A 12,778-nucleotide genomic window follows, 5' to 3' on the forward strand; every position below is an offset into this window, starting at 1 on the left:
GCGTTATCATCATTGTTGAGCCAAAACCTGATCCGATGGTTGTACCGTTTCGCTCCGCTCCGGGCGGCGCGGAATGAACGAAACAACCCAGGAAACCAGAGAAGTCAGCGCGCGGAAAATGCCCTTCACTGAAGAAGGCGCAAACTCCGCCAGATGGCGGTAGCCACGGAAGCCGAGCTTCAGAATATCCCGCAGACTTTCCAGCGGCTTATCTTCCGGGTAGCTGTCCTGCCAGAGCGCCCATGTATCCGCACGGGCAAACGTACACTGCACAAAATCGATATGTTGCTGGGTAGTAAGCGGCATCAATTGCAGCCCAACTTCGTTACCCATCACGCGCGCCACCTGAGTCGGGAAGACATATTCCTGCTGACCGCGTTTGAGCAGTAAGTTCACCTTCTGTCCTTCCAGAATCTGCGCCTGACCGTTGATCTTGATCCCCAGACCGCCGTCAGAGAAGTCCTGAACAGTGCAGGAGAAAAGGTGGCCGTCTTCGCGAGCAATGGCCGCTGGCATCGTCATTTCTACACGATGCGAACGCCGTACCTGTTTACTTTCAACCGATACCGCTACCGCGCCGCCGAGAATAATCAGGTTGTAGAACACCCACACCATACTGACAACCACGGTGAGCATTTCAGTTGGCGGGCCGTAGAAGTAACGCCAGATGCCAACAGCGACACCAAACAGGTTGAGCAGGACGAGGAAGATGTACGGTCGCGAGATCACCCAATCAACATATTCTTCCTCCACCAGGCCGCCTTTGGCGGTGACGTTAAATTTGCCTTTATGCGGGTTAATTAACGCCACCAGCGTCGGCGGCGCGATATACCACGCCAGCACTGTTTCGTAGATTTCACTCCAGAACGAGTGGCGATATTTACCCTGAATCTTCGAGTTGGTCAGGCTGGCATGGATCATGTGCGGCAGCACAAACAACGCGATCATCAACGCGGGTGCGTAGATGATGTAAGCATGAAGCAGCAGGAACGCCAGCGGCGCGGTCAGGAAGATCAGCCGTGGAATGCCCGACAAGAAGTGGAACATGGCGTTGACGTAACACAGCCGTTGCGCGAACTTCAACCCTTTACCGGTAAGCGGGTTATCAAGACGGAAGATTTGCACCATCCCACGCGCCCAGCGAATACGCTGACCGATATGTGCCGACAGGCTTTCGGTCGCCAACCCCGCCGCTTGCGGAATACGCATATACGCAGAGGTGTAGCCACGACGGTGCAAACGCAGAGATGTATGCGCATCTTCAGTCACGGTTTCGACAGCAATGCCGCCGATCTCATCTAACGGCTTACGGCGAATCACCGCACAAGAACCGCAGAAGAAGGTGGCATCCCACATATCGTTACCGTCCTGTACCAGACCGTAGAACAGCGTGCCTTCATTCGGCGTTTTACGAAAACGCCCCAGGTTGCGTTCAAATGGGTCTGGTGAGAAGAAATGGTGCGGTGTCTGCATCATCGCCAACTGCTTCTCTTTCAGGAACCAGCCCATCGTCATTTGCAGGAACGAGCGCGTCGGTACGTGGTCGCAGTCAAAAATCGACACGAACTCGCCTTTGGCATATTTCAGTGCGTTGTTGATATTTCCGGCTTTAGCGTGTTCATGAGTTGTTCGGGCGATATATTTCACCCCAACATTTTGTGCAAACTGACGAAACTCTTCCCTGCCGCCATCGTCGAGGATCCAGATATTGAGTTTATCTTTCGGCCAGTCGATACCCAGCGAGGCGTAAATCGTATTTTTCACCACGCTAAGATCTTCGTTGTATGTCGGCACAAAAATATCCACCGATGGCCATTGCGACATATCTTTTGGCAGCGGTACTGGCTGACGGTTCAGCGGCCATACCACCTGGAAGTAGCCAAGCACCAGCACAATCCACGCGTAAGTTTCCGCGAACAGCAGAATTAAGCCACACACCAGGCTAATCGGATCGTCCCAGTTCAGCGTGGAAGTGTAGCGCCACCAGATATAACGGCACGAAACGGTGAGCGACAGCACAATCAGCATCAGTGCAGAGAAGCGTCCCGGTAAACGCCGCACCATTAGCGCTACACCCCACAGCAACATCAGGAAGATAAACTGTGACAGTGGGTTAAACGGCTGGGTGACGCAAATCAGCGCCAGAATCAGCGAGAACGTCACGATGATGCCAAGAATAAAGCGCCGTGCTCCGGCGCTTATATGGCCCAGCTCTTTTTTCTCATCAAGATGTTGCGTGTTATGACTGAAGCGAGCCGGAAGCTCATCCATCCATTGATGATAACGACCACGAATATTCTGCAAGCGTGAAAACGAACGCCAGCGCGGTTTCGCCGTTTCTCTGCGTGAAGCACTGATTAACAACCAGCAGGTCTGGATTACATAGCGGACCGGATCCAGCGGACGCGGGCGCGCGGCGTTGATATGCGGATAAAGGTTTTTATGTTCTGCTCGAATACGCTGCCAGCGCGGATGTTCCAGCGGAATAAATACCCAGGCGAGAATCAGCCAAAAACAGCCGAGCGTCGCGCTAAAAGGCGACGCGCCGTGACGACGATATTCCCGATAACGCCCGATAAGACGTGCGTTGACCGGCGGGATAAGCAACCACCGGGTCAGAATACTCATGATTCGCTCCCGGCTAACGCTTTCAGCCCGGAATAGTTCAACAGACACCAGTTCGCCAGCGTTAGAATCTCTTCTGCCGCCAACGCATCGCTACGGTATTCGCCCAACGGTTGTTTTGCCGCCAGACATTCAGCCATCGCTTCATCACGATGGATCAACATCGGCAACAAGCGCCGCTGGCTTTGCAACCATAGTTGGTAAATATCATCCTGAACCTGGCTACCTACGCGAAAATCATTAATTAAAATATGCGCGCCAGCAGGTAGTACCTGCTGATGCAGCCGAATATGACAGTTGGCATCCACTTTAACGATTGCCAGGGTGTGATCGCACAGACTCAGCAACTGATGCGTTATCTGCGAGGCGTCGCGTGGTAAATCGATCAAAATCCATTGATAACGCCCGCTAGCTTTCAGTTGCTGAATACCGGTGCAAATCTCGCCCAATCGCGTTTGCCAGTGTTGGGGATTTTCATGTTCTTCGAGAGTCAGTTGACCAAAGGGCAGCAGATCGAGCTGCGAGGTATAACGTAGCCCGGCATCACGCCAGTCCTGACCATCCAGCATGGCTCTTGCCCAGCCCTGACGGTGAGAAAAATCAACGTTAAATGACAGGCGCAGCAAATTGTCCGGGCAGGCATCGACCACCAGGACATTTTCTCCTAACATTTGCAATGACCAGCCTAACGCGGCAGTGATGGTTGTAGTACCCACGCCACCCCGCACCCCCTGCAATCCCAGTACGGCCATTTACCACTCCCCTACTTCTGCTGCGCAAACTCAGCCAACAGCGGCCAGCGTTTTAATGCTGCAGCCAACTGTTCGCGTTGAGAAATATCGGCATAATTAATATCAGGCAGTGAAAAAGCCTGTTTTAGCGCCAAAATATCATTCTGGAAGATATAGCCTATCGCGGGATCAGGCAGAATATCGGGTTCATTGTTATTCATTATGGATGATCCCTATGAAATAAACATATTACACAGTAAGACACTTTCACCGCTTTATTGCTAACGGTGGCACAGAAGTTCGCTCATTTTTTGGCTTTCCGTTACGCAACAGAAAAACTAAAAAACGAAAAGGCTGATATCACAAGGCTTCTGACCTGCTAAATTGATTCACATGCTAAATCTGATAAGTTTTAATTTCAATGGTAGGTTTATTTCTTAGCTTTCGCTAGTAAACTGATAATCAGACAAAATGGCGACTTGAGGGACACTGTGGACCCTGTATTCTCTATCGGTATCTCATCCTTATGGGATGAGCTGCGACATATGCCAGCAGGCGGCACCTGGTGGTTTAACGTCGATCGCTATGAAGATGCTATCAGTCTGGTGAATCAAACCATTGCATCTCAGGCCGAAACCGCGAAAGTCGCGGTCATTAGCATGGACAACGATCCTGACAAATACTTCAAATTAGATGATTCTCAAGGACCAGAAAAAATAAAATTATTTTCGATGCTAAATCATGAAAAGGGCCTATACTATTTGCCACGTGATTTACAGTGTTCTATTGATCCTCAAAATTACCTTTTCATTCTTGTTTGCGCAAATAACGCATGGCAAAACATTCCTGCCGAGCGGCTTCGCTTATGGCTGGAGAAAATGAACAAGTGGAGTAGATTAAACCATTGTTCACTGCTGGTAATTAATCCTGGAAATAATAACGATAAACAATTTTCATTGTTGTTGGAGGAGTACCGTTCGCTTTTTGGACTCGCCAGTTTACGTTTTCAGGGTGATCAGCATCTGCTGGATATCGCCTTTTGGTGTAACGAAAAAGGCGTCAGCGCCCGTCAGCAACTGACCGTCCAGCATCAAAATGGCATCTGGGCGTTAGTTCAGCGTGAAGAGGCAGAAATCCAACCACGCAGCGATGAAAAACGTATTCTCAGTAATATTGCTGTACTGGAAGGCGCGCCACCGCTATCGGAACACTGGAAGCTATTCGACAATAACGAAGCCTTGTTCAATGAAGCCCGTACCGCTCAGGCAGCAACGGTCGTTTTCTCTTTACAGCAAAATGGACAAATTGAACCTCTGGCCCGCAGTATTCATACTCTGCGCCGCCAGCGTGGCAGCGCATTGAAAATCCTCGTGCGGGAAAATATCGCCAGCCTGCGCGCCACCGACGAGCGTTTATTGTTGGCCTGCGGCGCAAATATGGTTATTCCATGGAACGCTCCACTCTCTCGCTGTCTGACGATGATTGAAAGCGTGCAGGGGCAGAAGTTCAGTCGCTATGTACCGGAAGATATCACCACACTGCTGTCGATGACTCAGCCGATTAAACTGCGGGGGTTTCAGAAGTGGGATGTGTTCTGTGATGCGGTTAATAACATGATGAATAACACCTTGTTACCTGCTCACGGTAAAGGCGTTCTGGTGGCTCTGCGCCCGGTGCCTGGCATCCGTGTCGAGCAAGCACTGACGCTGTGCCGCCCTAATCGTACCGGAGATATTATGACGATTGGTGGCAATCGACTGGTGCTGTTTCTCTCTTTCTGCCGGATTAATGATCTGGATACCGCGTTGAACCATATTTTCCCACTGCCTACTGGCGATATTTTCTCCAACCGCATGGTCTGGTTTGAAGATGACCAAATCAGCGCCGAGCTGGTGCAAATGCGCCTGTTAGCGCCGGAACAATGGGGTATGCCGCTGCCTTTAACGCAAGGCTCCACGCCAGTCATTAATGCCGAACACGATGGTCGCAACTGGCGACGCATACCTGAACCACTGAGATTGCTGGATGATGCTGTGGAGCGTTCATCATGATGACCATCAGCGATATCATTGAAATTATTATCGTTTGTGCACTGATATTTTTCCCGCTGGGCTATCTGGCTCGACATTCTCTGCGGCGTATTCGTGACACTTTGCGTTTGTTATTCGCTAAACCTCGTTATGTAAAACCGGCCGGTACATTACGCCGTGCGGAAAAAGCCAGGGCAACCAAAAAATGACTCAATTTACCCAAAACACTGCTATGCCTTCTTCCCTCTGGCAATACTGGCGCGGCCTTTCTGGCTGGAACTTCTATTTTCTGGTTAAGTTCGGCCTGCTGTGGGCGGGCTATCTTAACTTCCATCCGCTACTAAACCTGGTATTTGCCGCGTTCCTGCTGATGCCGATTCCACGCTACAGCCTGCACCGTCTACGTCACTGGATAGCCCTGCCAATCGGTTTTGCATTGTTCTGGCACGACACCTGGTTGCCTGGCCCGGAAAGCATCATGAGTCAGGGTTCGCAGGTCGCCGGTTTCAGTACCGATTATTTAATCGACCTCGTCACTCGCTTTATTAACTGGCAGATGATCGGAGCCATTTTTGTATTGTTAGTGGCCTGGTTATTCCTGTCGCAATGGATTCGCGTCACCATTTTTGTCGTCGCCATTCTGGTGTGGTTGAACGTACTTACCCTGGCGGGTCCAAGTTTCTCCCTCTGGCCAGCCGGTCAACCGACCACGACGGTGACAACGACAGGTGGCAACGCAGCAGCAACTGTCGCTGCCGCAGGCGGTACGCCAGTGGTTGGTGATATGCCTGCGCAAACCGCGCCGCCGACAACCGCAAACCTTAATGCCTGGCTGAGTAATTTCTATAACGCCGAAGCGAAACGTAAGTCAACCTTCCCATCTGCTCTTCCGGCTGATGCACAGCCATTTGAATTGCTGGTCATCAACATCTGCTCACTCTCCTGGTCGGACATTGAAGCTGCCGGGTTAATGTCGCATCCGTTATGGTCGCATTTTGACATTGAGTTCAAGAACTTCAACTCCGCCACCTCATACAGCGGTCCGGCGGCAATTCGTCTGCTGCGCACCAGTTGTGGGCAGACTTCGCACACCAATCTGTATCAACCAGCCAATAATGACTGCTATCTGTTCGATAACTTGTCAAAACTGGGCTTCACCCAGCACTTGATGATGGGGCATAACGGCCAGTTCGGCGGCTTCCTGAAAGAAGTGCGCGAAAATGGCGGTATGCAGACAGAATTGATGGATCAAACGAACCTGCCGGTTATTTTACTGGGCTTTGATGGTTCGCCAGTTTATGACGATACCGCCGTGCTTAACCGCTGGCTGGACGTAACCGAAAAAGATAAAAACACCCGCAGTGCCACGTTCTACAACACGCTTCCACTGCATGATGGCAACCATTATCCGGGCGTCAGTAAAACAGCAGACTACAAAGCGCGGGCGCAGAAGTTCTTTGATGAACTGGACGCCTTCTTTACCGAGCTGGAGAAATCGGACCGTAAAGTGATGGTCGTCGTCGTGCCAGAGCACGGCGGCGCGCTGAAAGGTGACAGAATGCAGGTATCAGGTCTGCGTGATATCCCTAGCCCATCAATCACTGATGTCCCCGTTGGCGTAAAATTCTTCGGCATGAAGGCACCGCATAAAGGCGCACCGATTGTTATCGACCAACCCAGCAGCTTCCTGGCAATTTCTGACCTGGTGGTTCGTGTTCTCGACGGTAAAATTTTCACCGAAGACAATGTTGACTGGAAAAAACTCACCAGCGGATTGCCACAAACAGCGCCGGTATCTGAGAATTCAAACGCGGTGGTGATTCAATACCAGAACAAACCTTATGTTCGGTTGAACGGTGGTGATTGGGTGCCATACCCGCAGTAAACTCGAAAAAGGCCGCAGAGTTTTATCCCTGCGGCCTGGTCCGGGCGCAAATTGCCATTACGGCAGCCGACGCCCGCATGGCATGTTACTTCCGCTTATTCAGCCAGCTCACGATCAGGCTGGCGAGAATGCCAGCAATGACCGGAGCCGCTAAATCGTGCCAGAAGGCCATGCCTAACTGCGCGAGCGTCATATAGCCGCCTGTGTTGTAATGACAACGTTTCGCGGCTATTCTTGAATGGGCTAGAGTCAAGAATGGCCCCCGTCATATTGTCAGGTATATACCTACAACGTGCGGGGGTTTTCTCTTTCCAGCAACCAATGCCACCAGGGATAAAGCCCCCGCAACATTGCGCCTCACCGGAACCCTCCGGCTTGCCGCTGATTCTACGGCAGCGTATCTGTCCTGAAATCTCTCAATTTTTCACTCTGTGCTGCGCATTCCGCAGAATATTATCGGCTTGCAGCCGTTGCATTTTTCTCACGAAAAAGGCCGCAGAGTTTTATCCCTGCGGCCTGGCCCGGGCGCAAATTGCCATTACGGCAGCCGACGCCCGCATGGCATGTTACTTCCGCTTATTCAGCCAGCTCACGATCAGGCTGGCGAGAATGCCAGCAATGACCGGAGCCGCTAAATCGTGCCAGAAGGCCATGCCTAACTGCGCGAGCGTCATATAGCCGCCTGTGTTGTAATGACAACGTTTCGCGGCTATTCTTGAGTTGTTTGGGTTCAAGAATGGCCCCCGTGATGTTGTCAGGTATATATCTGCAACGTGCGGGGGTTTTCTCTTTCCAGCAACCAATGCCACCAGGGATAAAGCCCCGCAACATTGCGCCTCACCGGAACCCTCCGGCTTGCCGCTGATTCTACTGACGCTTTCTGCCCCTGGCATCTGCCTGTTTTTCACTTTGCGCGATGCATTCCAGCTTATTTTCATGTTTGCAGAATTTTCACTGTCCGCATTACCCGCGATCTGACACCAGGCTGGTAGTGAAATGCGCAATTTTGTAGAATTGCGCCTCCTCGCGATTCTCCCCGGTGAATCTGTTGCCTCATTCTTAGCACACTGCGTATTCGACTTCTCCGCCTGTTGCGCAAGAGAAACGGGGGATAACCATCTTTGCGGGGCTGACTTCTTTCTGGACAGGACTTTATGCAGGACAACACATTACAACTACGCGATCAGAAATTGCCATTTACGCGATACGACTTCGGCTGGGTTTTATTATGCATAGGAATGGCAATTGGTGCCGGAACGGTGCTGATGCCAGTACAAATTGGGCTGAAGGGAATTTGGGTATTTATCACCGCAGCCATTATTGCTTATCCGGCAACCTGGGTAGTACAGGATATTTATTTAAAAACACTTTCTGAAAGTGACTCCTGTAATGACTACACCGATATTATCAGTCATTACCTGGGGAAGAACTGGGGAATATTCCTCGGCGTCATTTACTTTTTGATGATTATCCACGGAATTTTTATCTATTCCTTATCTGTGGTTTTCGACAGTGCTTCATATCTGAAAACCTTCGGGTTGACTGATACCGATCTTTCACAATCTTTAGTCTATAAAGTGGCTATTTTCGCCATACTGGTCGCTATCGCTTCCGGTGGAGAACGGTTGTTGTTTAAGATTTCCGGGCCAATGGTAGTGGTCAAAGTGGGCATTATTGTGGTGTTCGGTTTTGCAATGATCCCCCACTGGAATTTCGCCAATATAACCGCTTTTCCGGAGGCTTCTGTCTTCTTCCGCGATGTCCTGCTCACGATTCCTTTTTGCTTCTTTTCTGCGGTATTTATTCAGGTGCTTAACCCGATGAATATTGCCTACCGTAAACGGGAAGCAAATAAAATACTGGCAACACGACTCGCACTGCGTACTCACCGGATTAGCTATATCACGCTCATCGCAGTAATTCTGTTTTTTGCCTTTTCGTTTACCTTTTCGATTAGCCATGAAGAGGCGGTTTCCGCGTTTGAGCAAAATATCTCAGCACTGGCGTTGGCCGCTCAGGTGATCCCCGGGCATATCATCCATATCACCTCTACGGTGTTGAATATCTTTGCTGTACTTACCGCTTTCTTTGGCATTTACCTTGGATTCCACGAGGCCATTAAAGGCATTATTATCAATCTGTTAAGCCGAATTATTGATACCCAGAAAATTAACTCACGCATGCTGACACTGGCAATTTGCGCTTTTATCGTCATTACGTTGACCATTTGGGTTTCATTTCGGGTATCGGTGCTGGTGTTCTTTCAGTTAGGAAGTCCGTTATATGGCATTGTGTCGTGCCTCATTCCGTTTTTCCTGATCTATAAAGTCGCACAACTGGAAAAACTTCGCGGGTTTAAAACCTGGCTGATTCTGCTGTACGGTATTTTGCTGTGCTTGTCGCCACTGTTGAAGTTGATTGAGTAAAAGCAACGGGGCTGCTCACAGCAGCCCCAGACGATGTCGATAGCATTGCAGTACAGCCTGGATATGCTCCTGAGTCACAAAAAGGGTCAAAAAAGACATGTATTCGATATGTAAAACACTAAAAGATTATTTTTGATATGAGACCGGCATGAAAACCGGTCTCATCGGGTGGGTTATACAACTGGCTTCTGCGGATTTTCATCCTGATCAACAGCAAAGCAGGCCACCAGTTGACCGCCATAGTCTTTTAGCTGCGGCTGCAACTGTGTGCAGAGGCCGAAACGTCTACGACAGCGAGCGTTGAAGGCGCAACCCGGCGGTGGATTCAGTGGGCTTGGCAGTTCACCGGTGAGCTTGATGCGTTCGCGACGATCGTCCGGGTTCAGGCGCGGCGTCGCAGAGAGCAGCGCCTGAGTGTACGGATGACGCGGGTTATTGAAGATTTGCTCCTTCGTTCCCTTCTCCACGCAGCGCCCCAGGTACATCACCATCACTTCATCGGCAATGTGCTCCACCACCGACAGGTCGTGCGAGATAAAGACATAAGAAAGCCCCAGCTCTTGCTGTAGGTCCATCATCAGGTTGAGCACCTGCGCACGCACCGAGACGTCCAGCGCGGAAACCGGTTCGTCGGCAATCACCACGTCCGGGTCAAGCATCAACCCACGGGCGATGGCGATGCGCTGACGCTGTCCGCCGGAGAACATATGCGGATAGCGGTCGTAATGCTCGGTTTTCAGGCCGACTTTCGCCATCATCGACAGGGCTTTTTCCCGACGCTGTTCTTTGCTTAAGTTGGTGTTAATCAGCAGCGGCTCTTCGAGAATTTGCCCGACTTTTTTACGCGGATTCAGCGAACCGTAGGGGTTCTGGAAGACGATCTGGATTTTCTGCCGACGCAGTTTCTGCGCCTGCGGATCGTGCTTGAGCAGATCCTGCCCCTGGTAATACAGTTCGCCGCCGGTCGGCGTTTCGATCATCGTCAGCAACCGACCGAGGGTCGATTTACCGCAGCCAGATTCTCCCACCACCGCCAGCGTTTTGCCGCGTTCAAGGGTAAACGAAACGCCGTCCAGCGCCTTCACCAGACGTTCCGGCGCGAACATACCTTTCTTCACCGGATAATGCTTTTTCAGGTCGATAGCCTGCAACAATGGCTGTTGCGAGGTGGCCTCTTGCGTACTCATAGTGTGGGCCTCCCGGCATCATCAAGTGGGTAATGGCATTTGGACTGACGCCCGTCAGCGAGCATATTCAGCGCCGGCTCTTCAGCGCGGCATTTGTCAGTGGCATAGGGGCAGCGCGGATTAAGCAGGCAGCCGTTCGGGCGGTCGTATTTTCCGGGAACCACACCAGGTAACGACGCCAGACGTTCTTTGTCCTGGGCAAATTCCGGCAACGCACGCAACAATGCCTGGGTATATGGATGACGTGGCGCACGGAAGATAGCGTGGGCATCACCCGTTTCCACCACCTGACCGGCATACATCACGATGATTTTATGCGCCGCTTCCGCCACCAGCGCCAGGTCATGCGTAATCAATACCAGCGCCATGTTCTCTTTCTGCTGTAACTCCAGCAGCAGTTCGATGATTTGCGCCTGAATGGTCACGTCCAGCGCGGTGGTCGGTTCATCGGCAATCAGCAGTTTTGGCCGACAGGCAATTGCCATCGCGATCATTACACGCTGGCTCATCCCGCCGGAAAGTTGATGCGGGTAAACGTCCAGACGCGATGCCGGATCGGGGATGCCGACCAGATTCAACAGGTCAATCGCTCGCTGACGGCGGGTGCTTTTGTTACCCCCCTGATGCACCTTAATCGCTTCCATAATCTGGAAACCAACGGTGTAACACGGGTTGAGACTGGTCATCGGGTCCTGGAAGATCATCGCGACTTCGGCACCGACCAGGTTGCGGCGCTCTTTTTCCGAAATACGCTGCAAATCCTGACCGTTAAATTCCAGCTTTTCTGCCATCACGCGACCGGGATAATCAATCAGCCCCATAATCGCCAGCGAACTAACCGATTTGCCAGAACCAGACTCGCCAACAATGCCAACCACTTCGCCCTGTTTCACGCTGTAGCTGATGCGGTCTACGGCGCGGAATGGTGCGCTTTCATCACCGAAATGCACCGATAATTTATCTATATTTAATAACGCCATCTCGAACCTCTTACTGCTTCAGTTTGGGATCGAGCGCGTCACGCAGACCGTCACCCATCAGGTTAAATGCCAGCACCGTCAGCAGGATCGCCAGCCCCGGGAAGGTCACGACCCACCAGGCACTTTGCGCGAACTGCAATACATCGGAGAGCATGGTGCCCCATTCCGGCGTTGGCGGTTGCGCGCCCATGCCAAGGAAGCCGAGGGCAGCCATATCGAGAATGGCGTTAGAGAAGCCGAGCGACGCCTGAACAATCAGTGGTGCAAGGCAGTTAGGGAGAATATTGACGAACATCTGGCGCAGCGCCCCAGCCCCCGCCACGCGGGAAGCCGTCACATAGTCGCGGTTCACTTCCACCAGCACGGCAGCGCGCGTCAAACGGACGTAATGCGGCAGGGCGACAAAGGTTAATGCCAGCGCGGCGTTGCCGATAGATGGGCCGAAGATAGCCACCAGCACCAGCGCCAGCAGCAGGCTTGGCAGCGCCAGCATGATATCGACCACGCGCATGATGATGTTATCGACCAGACCGCCAAAGTAACCAGCGATCAAGCCGAGAATAACGCCCATAATCAGCGACAATACCACCACCAGACAACCGACCAGCAGTGACAGCCGGGCACCATACATCAGGCGCGACATCACATCGCGACCGACGTCATCGGTGCCGAGCAAATGCGCCATGCTGCCGCCTTCCTGCCAGGCTGGCGGGGCGAGCAGCGCATCGCGGAACTGCTCCGCCGGGTTATACGGCGCAATCCAGTTGGCAAAAATCGCGATAAACAGCACGATGACCACGTAAACAAGCCCGACGACTGCGCCTTTGTTGCGTTTAAAATAGTGCCAGAACTCCTGTAACGGGGTCATCGGCACCGGTGCAGTAATCACTTTATTTTCAGTAACCTGTGACATG

Annotated in this window: 12 protein-coding genes; 4 read left to right on the forward strand and 8 right to left on the reverse strand. The window is 51.8% G+C overall.

Features of this window, described 5'->3' with window-relative positions; genetic code table 11:
• Window positions 1–9: 9 nt before the first annotated feature.
• From bcsA to bcsR, 3 genes are read right to left on the reverse strand one after another with little or no spacing between them, the layout of a single operon-like run.
• Entirely contained in the window at window positions 10–2,628 is a 2,619-nt protein-coding gene (gene bcsA / locus C1192_RS15665; RefSeq protein WP_038354811.1) for a UDP-forming cellulose synthase catalytic subunit, read from the reverse strand.
• Window positions 2,625–3,377, reverse strand: a complete 753-nt coding sequence (gene bcsQ, locus C1192_RS15670; RefSeq protein ID WP_038354812.1) for a cellulose biosynthesis protein BcsQ — start codon at window positions 3,375–3,377, stop codon at window positions 2,625–2,627. Before bcsQ ends, bcsA begins: the two co-directional genes overlap by 4 nt.
• Window positions 3,378–3,388: 11 nt before the next feature.
• Window positions 3,389–3,577 carry a cellulose biosynthesis protein BcsR gene (bcsR, locus tag C1192_RS15675; RefSeq protein WP_038354813.1) on the reverse strand — a complete coding sequence of 63 codons (189 nt, stop codon included), beginning with the start codon at window positions 3,575–3,577 and terminating at the stop codon, window positions 3,389–3,391.
• Between the two features lie 258 nt (window positions 3,578–3,835).
• Between bcsR and bcsE the strand changes: the two genes are divergently transcribed.
• The 3 genes from bcsE to bcsG are packed head-to-tail and all read left to right on the forward strand — an operon-like array spanning window position 3,836 to window position 7,271.
• Window positions 3,836–5,407, forward strand: coding sequence for a cellulose biosynthesis c-di-GMP-binding protein BcsE (bcsE, locus tag C1192_RS15680; protein WP_001205751.1), 1,572 nt, complete (start codon window positions 3,836–3,838; stop codon window positions 5,405–5,407).
• The gene (bcsF, locus tag C1192_RS15685; RefSeq protein WP_000988302.1) at window positions 5,404–5,595 is read left to right on the forward strand and encodes a cellulose biosynthesis protein BcsF; all 192 of its coding nucleotides are present in this window, start codon (window positions 5,404–5,406) and stop codon (window positions 5,593–5,595) included. Before bcsE ends, bcsF begins: the two co-directional genes overlap by 4 nt.
• Window positions 5,592–7,271, forward strand: coding sequence for a cellulose biosynthesis protein BcsG (bcsG, locus tag C1192_RS15690; RefSeq protein WP_038354814.1), 1,680 nt, complete (start codon window positions 5,592–5,594; stop codon window positions 7,269–7,271). Before bcsF ends, bcsG begins: the two co-directional genes overlap by 4 nt.
• An 85-nt stretch (window positions 7,272–7,356) precedes the next feature.
• Here bcsG and C1192_RS15695 read toward each other — a convergent pair whose 3' ends face one another.
• Together C1192_RS15695 and C1192_RS25175 are read right to left on the reverse strand one after the other, a co-directional pair.
• Window positions 7,357–7,464, reverse strand: a complete 108-nt coding sequence (locus tag C1192_RS15695; RefSeq protein WP_000170974.1) for a type I toxin-antitoxin system toxin Ldr family protein — start codon at window positions 7,462–7,464, stop codon at window positions 7,357–7,359.
• Window positions 7,465–7,837: 373 nt separating this feature from the next.
• Window positions 7,838–7,945 carry a type I toxin-antitoxin system toxin Ldr family protein gene (locus tag C1192_RS25175; protein WP_000170974.1) on the reverse strand — a complete coding sequence of 36 codons (108 nt, stop codon included), beginning with the start codon at window positions 7,943–7,945 and terminating at the stop codon, window positions 7,838–7,840.
• A 480-nt stretch (window positions 7,946–8,425) separates the two neighbouring features.
• Here C1192_RS25175 and C1192_RS15710 point away from each other — a divergent pair, with 480 nt between their 5' ends.
• Window positions 8,426–9,697, forward strand: a complete 1,272-nt coding sequence (locus C1192_RS15710) for an SLC5/6 family protein (protein WP_001153786.1) — start codon at window positions 8,426–8,428, stop codon at window positions 9,695–9,697.
• Between the two features lie 173 nt (window positions 9,698–9,870).
• Here C1192_RS15710 and dppF read toward each other — a convergent pair whose 3' ends face one another.
• The 3 genes from dppF to dppC are packed head-to-tail and all read right to left on the reverse strand — an operon-like array spanning window position 9,871 to window position 12,777.
• Window positions 9,871–10,884, reverse strand: a complete 1,014-nt coding sequence (gene dppF / locus C1192_RS15715) for a dipeptide ABC transporter ATP-binding subunit DppF (RefSeq protein ID WP_000107039.1) — start codon at window positions 10,882–10,884, stop codon at window positions 9,871–9,873.
• Window positions 10,881–11,864: a dipeptide ABC transporter ATP-binding protein gene (dppD, locus tag C1192_RS15720; protein WP_001196443.1), complete on the reverse strand. Its 984-nt coding sequence runs from the start codon at window positions 11,862–11,864 to the stop codon at window positions 10,881–10,883. Before dppD ends, dppF begins: the two co-directional genes overlap by 4 nt.
• 10 nt (window positions 11,865–11,874) lie before the next feature.
• Window positions 11,875–12,777, reverse strand: a complete 903-nt coding sequence (gene dppC, locus C1192_RS15725; protein ID WP_000084684.1) for a dipeptide ABC transporter permease DppC — start codon at window positions 12,775–12,777, stop codon at window positions 11,875–11,877.
• Window position 12,778 lies beyond the last annotated feature (1 nt).

Source organism: Escherichia marmotae (assembly GCF_002900365.1).
GTDB lineage: Bacteria > Pseudomonadota > Gammaproteobacteria > Enterobacterales > Enterobacteriaceae > Escherichia > Escherichia marmotae.

Excerpts from the sequence above, each read along its gene's own strand:
- C1192_RS25175 (WP_000170974.1), bottom strand. The coding sequence starts at position 7,945 with ATGACGCTCGCGCAGTTAGGCATGGCCTTCTGGCACGATTTAGCGGCT.
- C1192_RS15710 (WP_001153786.1), top strand. The coding sequence starts at position 8,426 with ATGCAGGACAACACATTACAACTACGCGATCAGAAATTGCCATTTACG.
- dppF (WP_000107039.1), bottom strand. The coding sequence starts at position 10,884 with ATGAGTACGCAAGAGGCCACCTCGCAACAGCCATTGTTGCAGGCTATC.
- bcsA (WP_038354811.1), bottom strand. The coding sequence starts at position 2,628 with ATGAGTATTCTGACCCGGTGGTTGCTTATCCCGCCGGTCAACGCACGT.
- bcsF (WP_000988302.1), top strand. The coding sequence starts at position 5,404 with ATGATGACCATCAGCGATATCATTGAAATTATTATCGTTTGTGCACTG.
- bcsR (WP_038354813.1), bottom strand. The coding sequence starts at position 3,577 with ATGAATAACAATGAACCCGATATTCTGCCTGATCCCGCGATAGGCTAT.
- C1192_RS15695 (WP_000170974.1), bottom strand. The coding sequence starts at position 7,464 with ATGACGCTCGCGCAGTTAGGCATGGCCTTCTGGCACGATTTAGCGGCT.
- dppC (WP_000084684.1), bottom strand. The coding sequence starts at position 12,777 with ATGTCACAGGTTACTGAAAATAAAGTGATTACTGCACCGGTGCCGATG.
- dppD (WP_001196443.1), bottom strand. The coding sequence starts at position 11,864 with ATGGCGTTATTAAATATAGATAAATTATCGGTGCATTTCGGTGATGAA.
- bcsG (WP_038354814.1), top strand. The coding sequence starts at position 5,592 with ATGACTCAATTTACCCAAAACACTGCTATGCCTTCTTCCCTCTGGCAA.
- bcsQ (WP_038354812.1), bottom strand. The coding sequence starts at position 3,377 with ATGGCCGTACTGGGATTGCAGGGGGTGCGGGGTGGCGTGGGTACTACA.